The following is a 19,506-nucleotide window of genomic DNA, read 5'->3' as shown; positions in this document are numbered from 1 at the left end:
CAATGTTCAAAAACAAAGTACTTCTGATCACCGGCGGGACGGGTTCCTTCGGCAACGCCGTGCTTCAGCGCTTTCTCGATTCGGATTTCTCCGAAATCCGGATATTCAGCCGCGATGAGAAGAAGCAGGAAGACATGCGGATTGCGCTGAACAACGACAAAGTCAAGTTCTACATCGGCGACGTCCGCGAATACCAGAGCGTCAACGACGCCTTGCGCGGAGTGGACTATGTGTTCCACGCGGCGGCGCTCAAGCAGGTGCCGTCTTGCGAGTTTTACCCGATGGAAGCGGTGAAGACCAATGTTCTGGGCACCGAAAACGTGCTCAATGCCGCCATTGCCAACAACTGCAAACGCGTGGTGGTGTTGAGCACGGACAAGGCGGTCTATCCGATCAACGCCATGGGCATCTCCAAAGCCATGGCGGAAAAACTCACCGTGGCCAAGTCGCGCACCATTTCGGCTTCGGGCCCAGTGGTCTGCTCGACACGCTACGGCAACGTGATGGCGTCCCGCGGGTCCGTGATCCCGCTTTTCATCAACCAGATCAAGGCGGGCAAGGCCTTGACCGTTACCGACCCCAACATGACGCGCTTTCTGATGTCCCTCGAGGATTCGGTAGACCTGGTGCTGCATGCGTTCGAACATGCCCAGCAGGGCGACCTGTTCGTGCAGAAGGCCCCGGCATCCACGGTGGCCGACCTTGCGGCTGCCTTGCAGCAGCTGTTCGGCGATGCAAAGCCTGTGAAGGTCATCGGCACGCGGCATGGCGAGAAGCTTTATGAATCACTGATTTCGCGTGAAGAAATGGCTAAAGCCGAAGATATGGGACGCTACTACAGGATTCCCGCGGACAACCGCGATCTCAATTACGACAAGTATTTCGTCGAGGGCGAAGCGCACATTTCCGAGCTGGATGACTACACCTCGCACAACACGGAGCGCTTGGACATCGACGGCGTCAAAGCTACGTTGATGAAGCTTGCGGAAGTGCGTGAGGCGCTTCATGCTTAAGGTCATGACGCTGGTGGGAACCCGGCCTGAACTTATAAAGATGAGCCGGGTGATCGCCGAATTGGACGCCCAGGTGAACCATGTACTGGTTCACTCCGGCCAGAACTACGATTACGAGTTGAACCAGGTCTTTTTTGACGACCTCGGGATCCGCAAGCCAGATCATTTTCTTGAGGTCGCAGGTGATACTGCCGCAAAGACCATAGCCTCGGTCATTGAAAAGGCCGACGATGTGCTGGTCCTGGAAAAACCTGACGCCATCCTGCTTTACGGCGACACCAACACCTGCCTGGCTGTCATTGCTGCCAAGCGGCGCAAGGTGCCCGTCTTCCACATGGAAGCCGGTAACCGTTGCTTCGACCAGCGTGTTCCGGAAGAGCTCAATCGCAAGGTGCTGGATCATTTGAGCGATATCAATATGGTGTTGACCGAGCATGCCCGCCGTTACTTGATTGCAGAAGGCATTCGCCCCGAAACCATCATCAAGACCGGCTCGCACATGTGCGAGGTACTGGAGCACTATATGCCGCAGATTGAAAAGTCGGACGTGGTGGCGCGGCTGGGCTTGAAAGAGCGGGAGTTTTTTGTTGTCAGTGCGCACCGCGAAGAAAACGTGGACACCCCGGCAAACCTGCGGGACCTGGTTGATACGCTCAATGCGCTGGCCACAAAATACGGGATGCCGGTCATTGTCTCCACGCATCCGCGAACCCGCAAGCGGCTGGACTTGCTGGAGGGCGCGACCTTTGACCCCTTGATTCAGTTTTCCAAGGCCTTTGGCTTCTTCGACTACATCAAGCTCCAGATGGGCGCCTCCTGCGTGATTTCCGACAGCGGAACGATCACGGAAGAGGCTTCCCTGTTGAATCTGCCTGCTATCACCATACGCGATGCGCATGAGCGCCCCGAAGGTATGGACGTGGGTACGCTGGTCATGAGCGGCTTGCGCAAAGAGCGGGTGCTTGAAGCGATTCAGGTAGTCATATCCCAGCATGCGGTTGCGGGGCCCCGCATGCAGGTTGTGGATGACTATCAGACCGGACCCGTGTCCAAGCAGGTGACACGCGTAGTGCTCAGTTATGTGGACTACGTCAACCGGACGGTTTGGGGTAGATAGGCCGAAAAATCCCTGCGACCGCGTGCCAGGTGCGCGAGAGCCACATAGCCGCTGATACTAAAAATCATGCCATTCAAAAACCATCCCTTGACCATCTGGCTCATCGCCATTGCCTTGCTGTTCCCACTGTTCTTCCAGCTTTCCGGCGGCATCTATAACAATCCAGCGGCGGTGACAGATTCACTCGGCGTGCTCAGCAAACTGCCTTTGCCGATATCGATCATTGCCTGCCTGCTCGGCATCCTTGCCCTTGCCAAAAATTACCGTCAGGCGCTGCCCGCAGCGTGGTTTATCGGGGTCTTTTCGGCATTGATGCTGGTGTCCCTGTTGTGTGCCGGAGCCGATCAGCCAGTGGCACAGCGAAAGGTGTTGATCGGACTGCAATTCCTGCTGCCCACCATGGGGCTGGTTCTCGGGCAACTGGTGCGGGATGAAGACGACATCATTCCCAGGGCTTTTATGTGGGTGTTGCTGGCGGTGGTGCCGTTTCAGATTCTTGCGGGCTGGTGGCAAAAGACGCTGACCTTGACTCATAACCTGTACGTTTTCAGTATTTACCAGCACTTCCAGTTCGTTCCTGTCGTCTTTGTACTGGCCTTCTGCCTCGTCATGGTGCATCTGTGGGACAACAACAAAAGGACGTTGAGCTTCCTTGCCGTTGTCATGGGTGTTTATGCCATCGCCAGTGCGTCCTTCCTGGCCATGGGGCTTTACTGCGTTTTCGTTGCGGCGTTTTTCTTGCGAAGGATGTGGCAACTCAAGACGGGGCGCCTGATCGGTTTCGCTTTGTTTGGTGCGGGCATTTTCGCCGCGGGGCTGGTGGTCGCGATTTACTACGGAATCGCCGAAAAGAACACCAGCATCATCGGTGACAACGGCCAGTATCTGGGGAAATTCCAGACACTGGTGAATGGGAAGGTGCCCGTCAACGTATTGGATCGCCTGGGAGACTGGAAGCTCTACCATGACTGGATCACCGAAAGTGACCGCACCATGCTGCTCGGGCACGTGGAGCCGCCTCCGCGTGAAGTCAAAACCAGTGCACATAACTGGTACCTCGACTTCGTGTACAACTTCGGGCTCCTCCCCCTCATGCCGCTGCTGGCGCTGATCGGCTACACCGCCTGGCAGGTCGTACTTCACCGAAAGACTTTGACCGGCCAAACCCTTTGGCTGGCCGCGCTGGTGGCATTCATGGTGCTGGTCGACAGCAATTTCAAGGTTACGCTGCGGCAGCCCTACCCGGGCATTTTTGCGTTCTTTCTCTGGGGCCTGCTGCTGACCCGCTTGCGTCTCAACGCACCACCGCAGCGTGGGGGCTGACGCCGGCGTGGCTATGAGTACGCCTTCCCCAAGCCTGAGAGGCGGAATTCTGATCAGCACTGCCGGCGTGTTTGGGTCGGCATTTTTGTGGTTGCTCAGTTTCAAGGCTGTTGCCCTGTGGCTGGGCCCGGAAGGCGTCGGGCTTTTCTCGCAACTCAGGCAGATGGCGCAGGCCGCTACGGTGGGGGCGACTTTTGGCGGCACAAATTCCGTCGTCCAGGGCCTGTCGGAGCGGCCCGAGGACGCCGCCCGCAGGCAATTCCGGGCGACTGCGGCGCGCCTTGTTGGCGCGTCGGGCGTGATGGTGGTGCTGGCCATACTGGTCGCGGCGCCTGTTCTTACCCAGTTTTTCCTGTCGTCCAGCGCGCCTGGGCTGGTGGCCACCGTGCGATGGCTCGCCTTGGCCGTGCTGCTCAATGTCGCCGGGACCTACGCGCTGGCGGTGCTCAATGGTTACCGTTCCTATCCCTATCTTGCGCTGGCGCAGATTGCCGGGCCCGCGGCGCTCGTCATGTTGCTGGCCGGTGCATGGTGGTGGCGGTTGCCGGCCGACCCATTTGTGCTGTCCATGTCTTTTGTTGTGTGCTTCGGCGTCACCTGTCTGGCCGGTTTATTCGGCATATCGCGTCTGCCACGGCTTGCCTCGCCGTTGAAGGCGGCCCGCCTGAACACAAGCGAGAGCCGTGTTTTTCTCCGGTTCGCGCTGTCCAACCTTGCGGCAGCGCTTTCCACCACTTTGGCATTGCTGTTGATCCGGTCTTGGGTGATCGAAGCGCAAGGCCTGGCGTTTGCCGGCTTGTTTGATGCGGGCTGGACGTTGACGTTCAACTACACCACGCTTTTTCTGACCGCCTGCAGTGCAATCTATCTCCCGCTTCTGACTCGGGCTACAGATGCGAAGAGTCAGAAGGCCTGCATGCTCAAAACGGCATACTTGGTGCTGGCCGGCGGTGTACTGGTGTGTTACGGCATGGTTCTCCTGAAAGGTCCGCTGATCAATTTGCTGTACAGCCGGGAATTCCAGGCATCGGGGCAGGTTCTCGCTGTACTGGTGATCGCAGTTCTTTTTCGTAGCATCTCGTGGGTATATGGCACCATGATTCTTGCCACCCGAAATTCACGCGTGTTGTTGCTCTCAGATCTTGCGCTGAATCTGGGCCTGCTCGCCGCTGTCAGGTTTGCGCTGGTTAACTTCTCAACCCTTCCGGCGTTGGCCTGGGCCTTCGTGCTGCCCAACTTTCTTTACCTGGTGTTTGTAGTGGAATATGCTGGGCACAAAAATCCGTTGATGCGGCGCATGCACATATGGCCTTTGCTGCTGGCAGCAACCCTGCCCCTGTTTCTGTTGGTGTTCACGGGCTCGGGGCCCGCACAGGATTGGGCCATTGAGCAATGGCTTTGCATTGGTGCGGGCCCGGCTGTGGCAGCAGCATCCCTGGTCGCTTACAAGAAAGTGGTGCTGTGAAAAATCTACGATCTGATATTGAGCGTTTTCAGAAATTCATGGGACACACCGGGCCGGTTTCCACCTTGAAGCTGATCAAAAGCTGTTTCAACCCGCGCATGGCGCCGGTGGTGTTGATCCGTCTCGCGGAATTTTTCTTTGAACGGCGGCTTGGCGTTCTGGCCAAACTTTTCACTATGGCCAATGTGGCTATTTTCGGCATTGAGTCATCCCCCCAGGTAAAAATAGGCGGTGGGCTGTTTTTGCCGCATACCGTGGGCACGGTCCTGGGCGCCGAAAAGATTGGCGAAAATGTCACCATCCAGCAGGGTGTGACCTTGGGCACGGCCGAGCCAGACAACGGCTTCACGGTTTCCCTTCGGCCGGTCATCGGCAACCATGTGGTCCTTGGGGCAGGGGCCAAGGTAATTGGCCGCGTGACCATCGGCGATCACGCCAAAGTCGGCGCCAATGCTGTGGTGCTGCAGGACGTCCCTCCCTATGCCGTAGCGGTGGGCGTGCCCGCCAGGATAATTCTCCGCAGCGGCGCAGATAACGCGCAGGAACAAAATTGACCCGTCTTTCTCTTTCTTTAAGCGCCTCGCTGGTGCTTTACAAACCGGATCTGGCGACACTGGAACGCACGCTGCTGGCCCTGCAGGAAGCCGGCCGTGTGGCGAAAGAGGATGGCGAGCGTTTTCTGGAGTTGACGCTCGTCGACAACTCCAGCGACGCCGTCCTGCACGAACGGATTGGCCAGTGGCTTGATGCGCGCCGTTCCGCCATGCCCGACTGGACGGTGCATCTCCTGCGCTCGCCCGGCAATGTCGGCTACGGCAGGGGAAACAACCTGGCCATTGAAGGCGCCCGTTCAGACTATCACCTGGTGGTGAACCCGGATTTGTTTGTGGCGCCCGATGCGCTGCGCGAAGCGTTGCGGTTCCTCGAAGACCACCCTGACGCCGGGCTTTTGACGCCGGCGGTATTTGGCGAAGACGGTGAGCGGCATTACCTTTGTAAACGCCATCCGACTTTGCTGGTCATGTTTCTGCGCAGTTTCTCCCCCAAATGGCTGCAATCGTGGTTTGAGCCGACGCTTGCCGAATTTGAGATGCTGGATTGTGACTATGAAAAGCCGATTTTTGACGTGGAGTACCCCACGGGCGCCTGCATGTTTTTCCGTACCAGCGTGCTGCACCAAATCAGGGGATTTGACCCGGACTATTTCCTGCATTACGAAGACGCGGATATAGGTCGCAGGGCATTGCAGGTGGCGCGGGTTATTTATGTTCCCAAAGTCAAAGTTGTGCACCAGTGGGCGCGCGATACCCATCGCTCATGGGCATCACGGCTGGTGACGATCCGTTCCGGCTTTCTTTACTGGCGTAAATGGGGCGGTGTGTTCAGCACCCATCCGGATGCAGACGTCACAAAAAAAACAAGCGCCAAAAACGCCATGCGGGCCAAGACATCCGGCGCGCGGCAGCCTGGTGCTTTCACAGGGGCAGGAAAGATTGTGCTGGTGACGGGCGCCAATGGGTTTGTAGGAACAGCTGTTTGTTCCGTTCTGACGTCGAGGGCCTACCAGGTGCGTGGGGTGGTACGGCACAAGCAGCACGTTGCTTCAGATGACGGGCTGGAAGGCCTGTCGATGAACGAGATTGACGAGAACACGGATTGGTCGGTGGCGTTGGCCGGGGTGGACAGCGTCGTCCATCTTGCTGCCCGCGTCCATTTGATGCGCGAGGTTGCTGCGGATCCCCTTGCTGAATTTCGCCGTACGAATGTGGCCCTGACTTTGAACCTGGCGCGCCAGGCCGCCGCGGCGGGCGTGCGCCGCTTTGTTTTTATCAGTTCCATCAAGGTCAACGGCGAGGTGACGCCTGTGGGCCAACCATTCACTGCGGAGGATGTGCCGCATCCGACCGATCCTTACGGGATTTCCAAGCATGAAGCTGAACAGGGCTTGCTGCAACTCGCTGCCGAGACTGGACTGGAAGTGGTAATCATCCGTCCCGTCCTGGTTTACGGGCGGGGTGTGAAAGCCAACTTTCAATCCATGATGCATTGGCTGCTCAAGGGTTTGCCCATGCCGCTGGGCGCATTGCCCAACCGGCGCAGCCTCGTGGCACTGGGTAACCTGGCGGATCTTATTGCCATCTGTATTCAGCATCCTGCTGCAGCCAACCAGGTTTTTCTGGCCAGCGATGGGGAAGACCTTTCCATCTCGGGGCTGCTGAGCCGTACGGGAGCAGCACTGGACAAACCCGCCAGACTGATTTCGGTGCCGGTCATGGTGCTGAAGGGCGCCGCCCGGGTGGCGGGGCAGGAGGCCGTCATGCAGCGGCTGTGTGACTCGCTGCAGGTGGACATTTCAAAAACACGCCGTGTCCTGGGCTGGGAACCCCCCGTGGACGTGGATGACGCTTTGAGAGAGGCCGCCCAATATTTCCGGCACGGTAGTCCATGACAAGCACTGCATCCCGGACCGTTTTTTTGACCGGCCGGACCAGCACGATCGGCTCGCTGCTGCTGCCCCTGCTGCTGCAGCAAGGCTTTCAGGTGCATGCCCTGGGGCGCCGGCCCCTGGCTGAAGAAGACCGTGCATCAGGCCTGGCGTGTTCCGCCGTGGATCTGACCACGCCCTCGCAGGAGTTGCCCGGCGTCGAAGCCGGCGCGCTCATCCACACCGCAAGCCTGTGGTTGCTGCCGGGCTGGCTCGAAAAGTTTCACGCCTGCGGCGTGCGGCGGGTCATCGCCTTCAGCTCGACCAGCCGGTTCACCAAGCAGGAATCAGCCAGCCCTTACGAGCTGCAAGTCGTCAACAAGCTCATTGCCGCTGAAGAACACGTGATGGGCGAGTGCGAGCGCCTGGGGATGGCCTGGACGATATTCCGGCCCACACTGATCTACGGCGGCGCCGGCGGCGACCGCAATGTGGCCGACATTGCCCGGTTGATTCGCCGCTTCGGGTTTTTCCCGCGCTTCGGCCAAGCCAGCGGGCGCCGCCAGCCGGTCCATGCACGTGACCTGGCCGCTGCCTGCATGCAAAGCCTTGCCGAGCCAGCGAGCTACAACAAGGCCTACAACCTGAGCGGCGGCGAAACGCTGGCCTACGCCGACATGGTGCGGCGCATCTTTGAAACACTCGGCCGCAAGCCCGTGCTGATCCCCGTGCCGATCACCGCGTTCCGGGTTGCGGTGTGGCTGGCCCGCCTTCACCCGCGTTTTGCCCACCTGACGCCCGACATGGCCTTGCGCATGCAGGCCGACCTGGTCTTCGACCACCAGGACGCGACGCGCGACTTTGGCTACCGGCCGGGCCGGTTCGACCCGGCTTACCTCAACACGCTGCGCTGACGTGCCGGCGCCCGGGCGCGGCAAGGCCCCGGCGATGCTGCACAATTGCGCCATCCTCCCTTTTTAGACCCCTGGCCATGAGCGACACCCCCATGACTGACCCAGACCTTTCCCACGTTGGCCCGCGCGACAAAGCCGAAATCCTGGCCCAAGCGCTGCCTTACATCCGCAAGTTCCACGGCAAGACGCTGGTCATCAAATACGGCGGCAACGCCATGACGGACCCGGCCCTGCAAGCCGACTTTGCCGAAGACGTGGTGCTGCTCAAGCTGGTGGGCATGAACCCGGTTGTGGTGCACGGCGGCGGCCCGCAGATCGAAGCGGCGCTCAACCGCCTGGGCAAAAAAGGCCATTTCATCCAGGGCATGCGCGTCACCGACGAAGAAACCATGGAAGTGGTTGAGTGGGTGCTGGCCGGCCAGGTGCAACAGGACATCGTCGGCCTGATCAACCAGGCCGGCGGCAAGGCCGTGGGCCTGACGGGGCGCGACGGCGGCCTGATCCGGGCGCAAAAGCTCAAGATGACCGACAAGGACGACCCGGCCAAAGAGCACGACATCGGTTTTGTCGGCGACATCGTCAGCATCGACCCGAGCGTGGTCAAAGCCCTGCAGGACGACGCCTTCATTCCCGTCATCAGCCCGATCGGCTTCGGCGAGGCCAACGAAAGCTACAACATCAATGCCGACGTGGTGGCGGGCAAGCTGGCCACCGTGCTCAAGGCCGAGAAGCTGGTGCTGCTCACCAACACCCCCGGCGTGCTGAACAAAGCCGGCGAACTGCTCACCGACCTGAGCGCCCGCGAGATCGACGAGCTGTTTGCCGACGGCACGATTTCCGGCGGCATGCTGCCCAAAATTGAAGGCGCGCTGGACGCGGCCAAGAGCGGTGTGAATTCGGTCCACATCATCGATGGTCGCGTCCCGCACGCCATGCTGCTGGAAATCCTGACTGACCAGGCCTACGGGACGATGATCCGCTCGCACTAGCGATTTTTCGGACTACCTGATTGGCGGGATCGCAATCGGCTAACTTCCAGGGGCTGTTCAAGCCGGGGCGATTCACGCAATCTTCTGATGGCCTCTTTCAAGGGATTCCTGCCACCTCGAATGATCACCGTGAAAAAAACCATCGGCGGGTCAGCTGATGGCTTTGTGGTGTTTGATATCAGGCAGAACAAGCTCTGTGTGGCCATAAGTAGACGGGCAGACCGCTAGATCGACCTAGATATACTGCCGGGCATGAGCAGCACAGTCCTCGTCATGGCCGATTACTACCTACCTGGATTCAAGGCTGGCGGTCCGATTCGCACTCTCGCAAACACGCTGCAACACTTGAGTGCTGAGTTTAAATTCGTGGTGGTTACGCGTGACCGCGATTTGGGCGACGATGCAGCTTATTCTGCCGGTGCACGCGGCGACCCCACAGGCGCTGCTGTCGTCTACTTGTCACCGGACGCCTGTCACAGGCAGGTGGCATCGGTGATGCGTAGGCAGGATCATCAGCTTCTATATTTGAACAGCTTGTTTTCTTTGACCTTTAGCGTTTGGCCTTTGTTACTGCATCGACTCGGAAGGGCACGCCGAACGGCCATCGTAATAGCTCCGCGCGGAGAACTATCACCGGGCGCTCTTGCGCTGAAGGCTGGTAAGAAGGCCGTCTTTCTACGTGCTGCTTACGCAACGGGACTGTATAGGGGCGTGACATGGCAAGCCTCTTCAGAGGCTGAAGCGCAGGAAATCAAACATTGGTTCGGGCAGTCTAGCGAAATTGTAGTGGCGCCAGACTTGCCGGCGTCAGCAACTTCCCTGTTGCACACCAGGCCGGTCAAGCAGCGCGGACAGTTGCGGCTGGTGTTTGTCTCGCGTATCTCACGCAAAAAAAATTTGGACGCGGCGCTGCGGATGATCCGTGGCAAGTCTGAAATTCAGTTCGACATCTACGGTCCTGAGGAGGATGCCGAATATGCGGCAGAGTGCCGTGTATTGGCGCAAGGATCGAATGTGCGATTTCACGGCCCCATAACACCTGAACAAGTGCCTGCTGCTTTCTCGCAAGCCCACGCATTCCTGTTTCCGACGCATGGCGAAAACTTCGGGCATGTGGTGCTGGAGTCAATGCTGGCGGGTTGTCCGCCAATTCTGAGCGACCTTACGCCCTGGGGTGGACTGCAGGCGCTGGGGGCGGGTTGGAATTTTCCACTCAGTAATGAGCGGGCCTTTTGTTCCGCCCTTGACGAGCTTGTTGATATGGATGATGCCGCATATAAGTCGCTTTCCGAGCGAGCGCGAGACCATGGCCTGAAGTTCGCACAAGACGCAAGCATTGTGGACATGACTCGCCAGTTGTTCCGGCGCTCGCTGATGCAGCAGCCAAAGTAATCAGAGCCAACCCGACAGACCCATCAAGTAGCCGTGCGCGCGTTCTCGCTGGCGCCTTGACGCTGAGCGTCGCGGCATTTGCCGGCATCGGTCAGCCCGTTCGCGTCGCTACGATCAAGCGTGTGCCGGTAGTGCAACGGACCGTGCAGTGGATGCGGGCCCCGTTCGGACTACCTGATCGACAAAGCTGACAGCTACCTTTCAGCATCCTCGTATTCCCGCATAAGACCGGCACACTGTGCGGCCTATGCTTCAAAAATATGCGACTCCTACTGGTTGAAGACGACGTGATGGTTGCCAGCGGCATCAAGCTGGGGCTCAGCGACGCCGGTTACGCGGTCGACTGGGTCGGCAGCGCCGAGCGGGCCGAGGAAGTCCTGCAAGGTGAAACCTTCGACGCCGCCATCATCGACATCGGCCTGCCGCGCATCGACGGGCTGGAGCTGACCCGGCGCCTGCGGCGCGGCGGGCTGGCGATGCCGGTGCTCATCCTCACCGCGCGCGACGCGCTGCAGGACCGCGTCCAGGGGCTGGACCTGGGTGCCGACGACTACATGGTCAAGCCTTTTGAGCTGCCCGAGCTGCTGGCGCGCCTGCGTGCGCTGTTGCGCCGCTCCCAGGCCGCCACCAGCGCCACCCTGAGCTTCGGGGCGCTGGAGCTGGACACGGCCAACCGCGAAGCCCGCGCCGGCGGCCAGCTGATCGAGCTCGGCCCGCGCGAATGGACGGTGATGGAATATTTGCTGATCAACGCCCCCAAACCCGCCAGCAAAGACAAGCTGCTGCAGGCCATGACCGGCTGGGACAAGGAAATCACGCCCAACGCCATCGAGGTGTATATCTCGCGACTGCGCGGCAAGCTCGAGCCCCACGGCATTGCCGTGCGCTCCATTCGCGGGTTTGGCTACCGCCTTGAACTGGTGGAAGCCGCGCCCGGCTTGCCCGGCGCCGGCGGCGAATAAGCAGGCAGCGCATGAATGCCCCCGGCCGTTCCTGGGCCGCCCGCCTGAGGGCCCAACTGGCCGCCGTGGCCGCCCGCGCCGGCAACAGCCGCCTCGTGCCCGCCGCGATGAAATCAGGCCTGCAGCGCCGCCTGCTCATGCTGCTGCTGGTTCCGCTGGGCATCTTCGCGCTGGTGAGCATTTACTTTGACTACCAGACCGCCGGCAACGTCGCCCTGCAAAAAGACCAGCAGCTGGCCCGGCTGATTCCCCTGCTGGCCGACTCCGTGGTGGCGCCCGGCATCACCGCGGGCCGTGAGCCCCTGCTGCTGCTGGCGCCGGCGGTGGAAGATTTCCTCAAGGGCCGCACCGGCTCCGTCGGTTTTCGCCTGTCGGATGCGCAAGGCGAATTCCTGGCGGGCGAGGCCTGGATCCCCGAACTGCTGCCGGCCACACACGACATCGAATTCCACAGCCTTGAGCACCAGGGCGTGATCTACCGCATCGCGGCCCAGCGCACCCGCACCTCCGCCGGCGAGCTGATCGTGCAGCTGGCCGACGGCTCGGACCCGCGCCAGCAATGGGTGCGCTCCGTGCTCTTCAAGGTGCTGCTGCCCAACCTCATCCTGGTGGTGGTGGCGGGCTTTGCGGTCAATTGGGCCGTGATGCGGGCGCTCAAGCCGCTGATCGAGCTCAAAGACGCGGTGGAGCGCCGCAGCCCGCGCGACCTCAGCGCGATCGACCCGCTGACCACGCCGGCCGAAGTCCAGCCGCTCGTCACAGCCCTGAACCGCCTGTTCGGGCTGGTCAATGACCAGGCCGAGGGCCAGCGCCGTTTTGTGGCCGACGCGGCGCACCAGCTGCGCACGCCGCTGGCCGGGCTGCAGGCGCAGGTCGAGGCCTGGGCGCAGGCCGCCAGGGTGGGGCAGGCGGCGGGTTCCGACGGCGCCGTCACGCTGCCCGCCGAGAAAATCATCAAGCTGCGCAACGCCACCCGGCGGACCTCGCAGCTGGCCAACCAGCTGCTGGCGCTGTCGCGCGCCGACGCGTCGGCCGCCGCCGCCCAGCCCATGCAGCGGGTGGATTTGAAGGACCTGTGCGAATCCATCCTGCCGCTGCACCTGGACGCGGCCACGCGCAAAGGCATTGACCTGGGCCTGGACGCCCAGCCGGCGCAGGCCAGCGGCTATGAATGGCTGCTGCGTGAATTGCTGGGCAACCTGGTGGACAACGCCGTCAAGTACACGCCCCCCGGCGGCACCGTCACCATCCGCTGCGGGCCCGGCGCCGGCCCGCAGCCGGACCCGGATCACCCGCGCTGGGGCGTCTTCCTGGAGGTCGAAGACGACGGCCCCGGCATTGCCCCCGAAGAGCGTGGCAAGGCGCTGGAGCGTTTCTACCGGGTCCTGGGCACGGTCGGGGAGGGCAATGGCCTGGGCCTGGCGATTGCCAATGAAATCGCCCGGGTTCACCGCTCCCAGCTGGAGCTGGATGACGCCTCCGCGGACGCCTCGGGCCCGCGCGGGCTGCGGGTGCGGCTGAGTTTGTAGTTCGCCCGCCACAGTGAGCGCTTGCTGTTACGAAACAGAACATTGAGTCTCCCTCTCATGGACGAAAACCCGGAGACTTCAAGCCCCCTGAACCGGTCTCAACTGTCACTTTGCTGTGCGAGAATCAATTGCAACGATTCCCGGTTTTTTGAAACATTCTTCATTTCCTCCTATCGCCTATGTCCGACTTAGCGTCTGAATCCGAAGTGAACCCGCAGGCCACGCCGGCTGCTGCCGAGCCTGCGGCGCGCAAGCGCCCCAAACCGGGCGAGCGCCGGGTCCAGATCCTGCAGGCGCTGGCGACGATGCTGGAACAGCCGGGCGCCGAGCGCATCACCACCTCGGCCCTGGCGGCCAGGCTCGATGTGAGCGAAGCGGCCCTGTACCGCCATTTCGCCAGCAAGGCGCAGATGTTCGAGGGTTTGATCGAATTCATCGAACAAAGCGTTTTCACCCTGATCAACCAGATCGGCGAACGCGAGCCCGACCACGCGGTGCGCACCCGCAAGCTGGTCATCATGATTTTGCAGTTTGCCGAAAAGAACCCCGGCATGACGCGCGTCATGGTGGGCGATGCGCTGGTGTTTGAAAACGACCGCCTGCAAGAGCGCATGAACCAGTTTTTTGACAAGCTGGAGTCCAGCCTGAAACAAAGCCTGCGCGACGCAGCCGCCGCCAGCGGCGCGGCCACCCCCACGGTCGACGCCCAGGTGCGCGCCTCGGTCATCGTCGCGTTTATGGTGGGGCGCCTGCAGCGTTTCGCCCGCTCGGGCTTCAAGCGCCTGCCGTCCGAGCACCTCGAAGCCAGCCTGGCCAATCTATTAGGCTAACCCCTATCGGCGCTCACTGCGTGTAGCGCCTTTTCCCCTTGCAGGGGACGAAGAATGTTCGCCCCACGGTCGCTCACTTCGTGTAGCTTCCTGCCCCCGAGGGGCCGCCCGCCATGCGGCCCGGCCCTTCGACAGGCTCAGGACAGGCCGAGGCCGGTTCCGCGGCTCATGCTGGCCTTGCTGCGGCTCGCTTCGCATCGCGGCTGGTCGAATCTGCTATCAAATCAATAGCTGCTAGTCCACGCCGTTATTGGGCTAGAGGCCGATTTTGCTTAAATTTCCCATGCTACCAACTCCACAGGGTGCCGTCGTGCTGCAGGCGGTTCACCGGCAGGTAGGCGCGCTGGTAGGGGTATTTGGCGGCCAGCTTTTCGTCGATGTCCACGCCGTGGCCCGGCGTTTCACCGCAGTGCATAAGGCCTTTGTCAAAGCGGTAGCTGTGCGGGAAGACCTCGTCGGTCTGCTCGGTGTGGCGCATGTATTCCTGCACGCCGAAGTTGGGCACCCAGGTGTCAAAGTGCAGCGCCGCACCCATGCACACCGGTGACAGGTCCGTCGCGCCGTGGCAGCCGGTGCGCACCTGGTGCATGGCGGCAAAGTCGGCGATGCGGCGCAGGTGGGTGATGCCGCCGGCGTGCACCACCGTCGCGCGGATGTAATCGATCAGCTGGTTCTGGATCAAGTCCTTGCAGTCCCAGATGGTGTTGAAAATCTCGCCCACGGCCAGCGGCGTGGTGGTGTGCTGGCGGATCAGGCGGAAGGCCTCCTGGTTTTCAGCCGGCGTCGCGTCCTCGATCCAGAACAGGTGGTAGGGCTCCAGCGACTTGCCCAGACGGCCCGCCTCGATGGGCGTCAGCCGGTGGTGCACGTCGTGCAGCAAATGGGTGTCCGGCCCCACGGCCTGGCGCACCGCGTCAAACAGCTTGGGCGTGTGCAGCAGGTATTTCTCGCTGCTCCAGTCGTGCTCGCTCGGCAGGCTGGCGTCGGCCGGCTCATAGAACATGCTGCCCCGGCCCACGCCGTAGACCTTTTCCAGCCCGGGCACGCCGCTTTGCGCGCGTATCGCCTGGTAACCCATTTCCTTGTAGCGCAGCACTTCCTCGACGGTGTGGCTGATGTCGCTGCCGTTGGCGTGGCCGTACACCATCACGCCGGTGCGGCTGCGCCCGCCCAGCAGCTGGTACAGCGGCATGTTGGCGGCCTTGGCCTTGATGTCCCAGAGGGCCGTGTCGACCGCGGCGATCGCGCTCATGGTCACCGGGCCACGGCGCCAGTAAGCGCCCTTGTACAGGTACTGCCAGATGTCTTCGATCTGCTGCGGGTCGCGGCCGATCAGGCAGGGGATGACGTGCTCGGTCAGGTAACTCACGACGGACAGCTCGCGCCCGTTGAGCGTGGCGTCACCGATGCCGGTCAGGCCCTCGTCGGTTTCGATCTTGAGGGTGACGAAGTTGCGGCCGGGGCTGCAGACGATAACGCGTGCGTTGGTAATTTTCATGAAGGCTCCGGAAGTCCCGGTCTGGTTCTGTTGTTGTGGAGAATGTTTGTGGGGGGGGGCCTGGCGGCGTCAGCCGCTCCAGCCCAGGTGGCCGAGGAAGTCGCGCGTGCGCTCGGCCGTAGGGTTCTCGAAAATCTGGCCGGGCGGGCCTTGCTCGACCACCTTGCCGTGGTCGAACACCACCACCCAGTTGGCCACGCGCTGGGCAAACGCCATTTCATGCGTGACGACCACCATGGTCATGCCTTCGTCGGCCAGGCGCTTCATCACGTTGAGCACCTCGCCGATGGTTTCCGGGTCCAGCGCCGAGGTCGGCTCGTCGAACAGCATGACCTCCGGCTCCATCGCCAGCGCGCGGGCAATCGCCACGCGCTGCTGCTGGCCGCCTGAAAGCCCGCTCGGGAAGTTGTTCGCCTTGTCGGCCAGGCCGACTTTTTCGAGCAGCTTCATGGCGCGGGCGCGCGCCTCGTCTTCGCTCATGCCCAGCACGGTGACGGGGCCGATGGCCACGTTGTCGAGCGCGCTCTTGTGCGGAAACAGCTCGAAGTTCTGGAACACCATGCCCATGCGGCGGCGCACCTTGCGCGCTTCGGTCTCGTCGGTCGGCAGCGGCACGCCGTCAAACAGCACGCGGCCACCGTCCACCACCTCCAGCGCATTCGTGCAGCGAAGCAGGGTGGACTTGCCCGAGCCCGAGGGCCCGATCAGGCACATCACCTCGCCCTTGTTGACCTGCACTGACACGCCGTCGATGGCCACGAAGTCGCCGTACAGCTTGCGCACCTGGTCGTACACCACCACCGGCGGCAGGTGGGCGCCGCGGCGCTCGCCGTGGGCTGCGGTGTTTGTCGTCATGTTGTCGCCGTTCATTCCTTGACCTCAAATCGTTTGTGAATCCAGTCGACCAGCTTGGCCTGCGGATAACCCATCAACCAGTAAATAACGGCCATCGCCGTGAGCATTTCCAGCACGCGAAAGCTCGACGAGCGGATCTGCAGCGCCACGTGCGCCAGCTCGCCCACCGCGATCACCGACACCAGCGAGGTGTCTTTAAACAGCGACACCCAGGTGCTGGCCAGCACCGGCAGCACGCGCCGCCAGGCCTGCGGAATGATGATCTGCTTCATCGCCTGCCAGCGGCTCATGCCCACGGCGATCGCCGCTTCCATCTGGCCCTTGCGGATGGAGTTGATGCCGGCGCGGAAGGTCTCGGCGTTGTAGGCCGAGACATTCAGGCACAGCGCGATCAGCCCGGTGGTGAAGGCTGAGAACTCGATGTGCAGAAACACCGGCATCACATAAAACGCCCAGTACACGACCAGGATCAGCGGCAGGTTGCGAAAGAACTCCACAAACCACAGCGACGCTGTAGAGAGAATGCGCGAGCGCGACAGCCGCATCAGCGCCAGCACAATGCCGGCCGGCACCGCCGCCAGCATGGTCAGCACGGTGAGCAGCACGGTCAGCCCCGCGCCGTGCGCCAGGTCCCAGCGGTGCTGCCAGACGATGTTCCAGTCGAGGTTCATGAGCGCCCCAGGTGCGCCACGCGCTGGTACAGCCGGTCGATCAGCCGCGAGCCGGGGAAAAGGATGATGAAATAAATCACCATCACGGTGGTAAAGACTTCAATCGGCCGGTAGCTCTGGCCGGCGATGGTTTCGGCGCGCTTCATCAGTTCCGGCACGGCGATCACGGCGGCAATGGCCGTGTCCTTGATGGTGATGGAGAGGATGGAGCCGAAGGACGGCAGCATGCGCACCAACGCCTGCGGCAGCACCACCTTGCGCACGATCTGCGCGCGTGACATGCCCAGCGCCAGCGCCGCGCGTATCTGCCCCGGCCGTATCGATTCAATGCCGGCGCGCACGATCTCGGCCACGTAGGCGGCGATGTGCAGCGTCAGCGCCATCAGCGCGGCCCAGAAAGGGTGAAAGCTGATGCCCGTCAGGATGGGCACCGCGAAATAAAACCACACCAGGATCACCAGCACGGGAATGGCGCGCTGCGTGTCGATGTAAAAAACAATCGGGATGCGCAGCCAGGCCTTGCCGTAGACACGGCCCAGGCCCAGGGCAGTGCCCAGCACCAGGCTGCCGGCGGCGGTCAGCAAGGACAGCAGCAATGTGAGCCCCAGGCCGCCCAGCAGGTACTGCCAGCTGTCGATCAGGGGTGAAAAATCAAGTTCCATGGGGACGGGTCTGTCTCGCAAGGCAGGGCCGGGTGCAGCCTGTGGGCCGCACCCGGCCGCGCGGGTTTACATCGTGCCGATGACGCGGATTTCGTCCGCTTCGAGCTTGGGCTTCATCGTTTCGTTCACGGCCTTGAGCCAGTTGAAGTACTCGGGCTGGTTCTTGTCGATGGCCAGGCCGATGGGCACGGCCTGCTCGGTGCTGTTCTGGCAGTTGTTGCCGTCGGGCAGCGCCTTCAGGCCCTTGACCTTGCGGTTCAGCGCAACCCATGGCACCCGGTTGATCGGCGTCACGTCGGCGCGCTTGGCCATGATTTCTTCGACGGGCGCGGCGGTGCCGGCGGTGGAGACACCGCGCAGTTTGGCGTTGGGGAAACGCTTTTTGACCCAGTTCTCTTCACCGCCGCCGGTGAAGTAGGCCACCGTGATGTCGGGGCTGTTGAACTCGTCAATCGATTTGGCCTTGGCCACCTTGGGGTTGTCGGCGCGGCCGAACATGCACAGCGCCGTGGCCGAGTAGGTCACGAAGTCCACGACTTTCAGGCGCTCCGGCGTCACCGACAGCGGCGAGATCGTCATGTCGGCCTGGTTGGAGGCCAGCACCGGCACCTTGGTCTCGTGCGAGACCGGCACGGCCTGCAGCTTCACGCCCAGCAGGCGCGCATATTCATTGGCCAGAATCCACGCCGGGCCGGCCCAGGCGTCGCCCGAACCGGTGGTGTTCTCCACCAGCCAGGGCGGGTTGGACAGCACGGCGGCACGCAGCACGCCGGCTTTCTTGATCGCGTCGATGCGCGCGCTGGTGCCGGGCGCCGGGACGGCCTGGGCAAATGCCTGGCCGACGCCGGCTGCCATCAGCAGGCCGGCGATAAGTGCCGGCACCTGCCGGCGGATGAATGAGGGATGTTTCATGCTTGTCTCCTGGTTGTAGTGCGCCGTTTCCCCGGCGCGGGTTGGTGATGTGTCGTGTCGAAATACTTGGTACTGCTGGCCTACGCAAACGCTGGACTTAACCCAGCATGAGCCGTGGAACCGGCTTTGCCGGGCCACAGGCGGGCGGCCCCCTCGGGGGGCAGCGCATTACGCGAGGCGAAAAGCGTGGCGGCCATATTCAGCGCCAGGCTTGGGCGAACTCGCTGATGACGCGTTCGAGGTGCGCCTTCATGGCACTTCTGGCACCTTCGGCATCCCGCGCCAGCAGCGCGCTGAACACCCGCTGGTGGTCTTCCTGCGAGGCCGCGCGCAGCGCGGGGGAGTGAAAGTGCGCCTCCATCTGCGACCACAGCGGCCCGCGCGCGTGGTCCCACAGCGCGGTGACCATTTGCAGCAGCACGCTGTTGCCGGTGGCCTCGGCAATACGCAGGTGAAACAGGCGGTCGGCCGATTCGTTGGCGAGCTTGTCGTCCATGTGCTCGCGCATGGCGGCCAGCGCCGCAAAGATGCGGTCCAGGTCGGCGTCCTGGCGAGTGACGGCGGCCACCGAAGCGATTTCCGATTCGATCAGGCAGCGGGCGCGCAGCACCTCAAACGGGCCGGGGCCGGTTTGCGGCATGAACACCGGCGGGCGAATGGCCGGCAGCTGGGCCACATAAATGCCGGAGCCGCCGCGCACTTCGACGGCGCCTTGCAGCTCCAGCGCAATGATGGCTTCGCGCACCGAGGTGCGGCTCACGTCAAAACGCTCGGCCAGGGCCCGCTCTGACGGCAGGCGGGCGCCCGAGGCGAATTCCCCTTGCCCAATCAGCTCCAGGATCTGCCCCGCCAGCTTTTGGTAAGACCGGTCCGTATTGGCGGAAGGCAGCACGACCTCTGGCGTAGCGGGGGTTTTGACTTGGGGGGTGTTCATGGTTTTAAAGTGGTT

18 protein-coding genes are annotated in these 19,506 nt (G+C 62.1%); 12 read left to right on the top strand and 6 right to left on the bottom strand.

The window, feature by feature from the left end; translation table 11 throughout:
- Nucleotides 1-2 precede the first annotated feature (2 nt).
- The 12 genes from DT070_RS03480 (at nt 3) to slmA (ending at nt 13,959) form a co-directional block, all read left to right on the top strand.
- Nucleotides 3-1,013: a polysaccharide biosynthesis protein gene (locus DT070_RS03480; RefSeq protein WP_122954157.1), complete on the top strand. Its 1,011-nt coding sequence runs from the start codon at nt 3-5 to the stop codon at nt 1,011-1,013.
- On the top strand, nt 1,006-2,130 hold the full coding sequence (gene wecB / locus DT070_RS03475; protein ID WP_122954156.1) for a non-hydrolyzing UDP-N-acetylglucosamine 2-epimerase: 1,125 nt from the start codon (nt 1,006-1,008) through the stop codon (nt 2,128-2,130). The genes DT070_RS03480 and wecB overlap by 8 nt, the downstream gene beginning before the upstream one ends.
- A gap of 87 nt (nt 2,131-2,217) precedes the next feature.
- Nucleotides 2,218-3,453: a hypothetical protein gene (locus DT070_RS03470; protein WP_228778586.1), complete on the top strand. Its 1,236-nt coding sequence runs from the start codon at nt 2,218-2,220 to the stop codon at nt 3,451-3,453.
- A 13-nt stretch (nt 3,454-3,466) separates the two neighbouring features.
- Entirely contained in the window at nt 3,467-4,918 is a 1,452-nt protein-coding gene (locus DT070_RS03465; protein WP_153976293.1) for a hypothetical protein, read from the top strand.
- Nucleotides 4,915-5,472, top strand: a complete 558-nt coding sequence (locus tag DT070_RS21720) for a serine O-acetyltransferase (RefSeq protein WP_305036993.1) — start codon at nt 4,915-4,917, stop codon at nt 5,470-5,472. Before DT070_RS03465 ends, DT070_RS21720 begins: the two co-directional genes overlap by 4 nt.
- The gene (locus tag DT070_RS21745) at nt 5,469-7,367 is read left to right on the top strand and encodes an NAD-dependent epimerase/dehydratase family protein (RefSeq protein ID WP_122954152.1); all 1,899 of its coding nucleotides are present in this window, start codon (nt 5,469-5,471) and stop codon (nt 7,365-7,367) included. The genes DT070_RS21720 and DT070_RS21745 overlap by 4 nt, the downstream gene beginning before the upstream one ends.
- A gap of 26 nt (nt 7,368-7,393) precedes the next feature.
- On the top strand, nt 7,394-8,257 hold the full coding sequence (locus DT070_RS03450; RefSeq protein WP_206074051.1) for an NAD(P)-dependent oxidoreductase: 864 nt from the start codon (nt 7,394-7,396) through the stop codon (nt 8,255-8,257).
- A gap of 77 nt (nt 8,258-8,334) precedes the next feature.
- On the top strand, nt 8,335-9,246 hold the full coding sequence (argB, locus tag DT070_RS03445) for an acetylglutamate kinase (RefSeq protein ID WP_369973915.1): 912 nt from the start codon (nt 8,335-8,337) through the stop codon (nt 9,244-9,246).
- Between the two features lie 252 nt (nt 9,247-9,498).
- Nucleotides 9,499-10,638 carry a glycosyltransferase family 4 protein gene (locus DT070_RS03440; RefSeq protein WP_122954150.1) on the top strand — a complete coding sequence of 380 codons (1,140 nt, stop codon included), beginning with the start codon at nt 9,499-9,501 and terminating at the stop codon, nt 10,636-10,638.
- A 260-nt stretch (nt 10,639-10,898) separates the two neighbouring features.
- Nucleotides 10,899-11,600: a response regulator transcription factor gene (locus DT070_RS03435; protein ID WP_122954149.1), complete on the top strand. Its 702-nt coding sequence runs from the start codon at nt 10,899-10,901 to the stop codon at nt 11,598-11,600.
- A gap of 107 nt (nt 11,601-11,707) precedes the next feature.
- On the top strand, nt 11,708-13,129 hold the full coding sequence (locus DT070_RS03430; protein WP_122957228.1) for a sensor histidine kinase: 1,422 nt from the start codon (nt 11,708-11,710) through the stop codon (nt 13,127-13,129).
- A gap of 179 nt (nt 13,130-13,308) precedes the next feature.
- Entirely contained in the window at nt 13,309-13,959 is a 651-nt protein-coding gene (gene slmA, locus DT070_RS03425; RefSeq protein ID WP_122954148.1) for a nucleoid occlusion factor SlmA, read from the top strand.
- A gap of 286 nt (nt 13,960-14,245) precedes the next feature.
- Here slmA and manD read toward each other — a convergent pair whose 3' ends face one another.
- The 6 genes from manD to DT070_RS03395 all read right to left on the bottom strand — a co-directional run bounded on the left by manD (nt 14,246) and on the right by DT070_RS03395 (nt 19,491).
- A complete protein-coding gene (manD, locus tag DT070_RS03420; RefSeq protein ID WP_122954147.1) occupies nt 14,246-15,457 on the bottom strand; it encodes a D-mannonate dehydratase ManD in 1,212 nt (403 codons plus the stop codon).
- Nucleotides 15,458-15,526: 69 nt separating this feature from the next.
- A complete protein-coding gene (locus DT070_RS03415) occupies nt 15,527-16,312 on the bottom strand; it encodes an amino acid ABC transporter ATP-binding protein (protein WP_122957227.1) in 786 nt (261 codons plus the stop codon).
- An 11-nt stretch (nt 16,313-16,323) separates the two neighbouring features.
- Nucleotides 16,324-16,983 (bottom strand): amino acid ABC transporter permease, encoded by a 660-nt coding sequence (locus DT070_RS03410; protein WP_122954146.1) that lies wholly within the window; start codon nt 16,981-16,983, stop codon nt 16,324-16,326.
- Nucleotides 16,980-17,645 carry an amino acid ABC transporter permease gene (locus DT070_RS03405; RefSeq protein ID WP_122954145.1) on the bottom strand — a complete coding sequence of 222 codons (666 nt, stop codon included), beginning with the start codon at nt 17,643-17,645 and terminating at the stop codon, nt 16,980-16,982. The genes DT070_RS03410 and DT070_RS03405 overlap by 4 nt, the downstream gene beginning before the upstream one ends.
- Nucleotides 17,646-17,711: 66 nt before the next feature.
- Entirely contained in the window at nt 17,712-18,557 is an 846-nt protein-coding gene (locus DT070_RS03400; RefSeq protein WP_122954144.1) for an ABC transporter substrate-binding protein, read from the bottom strand.
- A gap of 199 nt (nt 18,558-18,756) precedes the next feature.
- Nucleotides 18,757-19,491, bottom strand: coding sequence for a FadR/GntR family transcriptional regulator (locus DT070_RS03395; RefSeq protein ID WP_122954143.1), 735 nt, complete (start codon nt 19,489-19,491; stop codon nt 18,757-18,759).
- Nucleotides 19,492-19,506 lie beyond the last annotated feature (15 nt).

Source organism: Polaromonas sp. SP1, from assembly GCF_003711205.1.
GTDB lineage: Bacteria > Pseudomonadota > Gammaproteobacteria > Burkholderiales > Burkholderiaceae_C > Polaromonas.
Note: the sequence above shows the minus strand (reverse complement) of the source record. Positions and strands in the feature narration are given on the sequence as shown.

What these genes read in the sequence shown, in the direction of transcription:
- DT070_RS03415 (WP_122957227.1), bottom strand. Translation starts at nt 16,312, where the DNA reads ATGACGACAAACACCGCAGCCCACGGCGAGCGCCGCGGCGCCCACCTG.
- DT070_RS03465 (WP_153976293.1), top strand. Translation starts at nt 3,467, where the DNA reads ATGAGTACGCCTTCCCCAAGCCTGAGAGGCGGAATTCTGATCAGCACT.
- DT070_RS03405 (WP_122954145.1), bottom strand. Translation starts at nt 17,645, where the DNA reads ATGGAACTTGATTTTTCACCCCTGATCGACAGCTGGCAGTACCTGCTG.
- wecB (WP_122954156.1), top strand. Translation starts at nt 1,006, where the DNA reads ATGCTTAAGGTCATGACGCTGGTGGGAACCCGGCCTGAACTTATAAAG.
- DT070_RS03435 (WP_122954149.1), top strand. Translation starts at nt 10,899, where the DNA reads ATGCGACTCCTACTGGTTGAAGACGACGTGATGGTTGCCAGCGGCATC.
- DT070_RS03410 (WP_122954146.1), bottom strand. Translation starts at nt 16,983, where the DNA reads ATGAACCTCGACTGGAACATCGTCTGGCAGCACCGCTGGGACCTGGCG.
- DT070_RS03430 (WP_122957228.1), top strand. Translation starts at nt 11,708, where the DNA reads ATGAAATCAGGCCTGCAGCGCCGCCTGCTCATGCTGCTGCTGGTTCCG.
- slmA (WP_122954148.1), top strand. Translation starts at nt 13,309, where the DNA reads ATGTCCGACTTAGCGTCTGAATCCGAAGTGAACCCGCAGGCCACGCCG.
- argB (WP_369973915.1), top strand. Translation starts at nt 8,335, where the DNA reads ATGAGCGACACCCCCATGACTGACCCAGACCTTTCCCACGTTGGCCCG.
- DT070_RS03480 (WP_122954157.1), top strand. Translation starts at nt 3, where the DNA reads ATGTTCAAAAACAAAGTACTTCTGATCACCGGCGGGACGGGTTCCTTC.
- DT070_RS03440 (WP_122954150.1), top strand. Translation starts at nt 9,499, where the DNA reads ATGAGCAGCACAGTCCTCGTCATGGCCGATTACTACCTACCTGGATTC.
- DT070_RS03395 (WP_122954143.1), bottom strand. Translation starts at nt 19,491, where the DNA reads ATGAACACCCCCCAAGTCAAAACCCCCGCTACGCCAGAGGTCGTGCTG.
- DT070_RS03400 (WP_122954144.1), bottom strand. Translation starts at nt 18,557, where the DNA reads ATGAAACATCCCTCATTCATCCGCCGGCAGGTGCCGGCACTTATCGCC.
- manD (WP_122954147.1), bottom strand. Translation starts at nt 15,457, where the DNA reads ATGAAAATTACCAACGCACGCGTTATCGTCTGCAGCCCCGGCCGCAAC.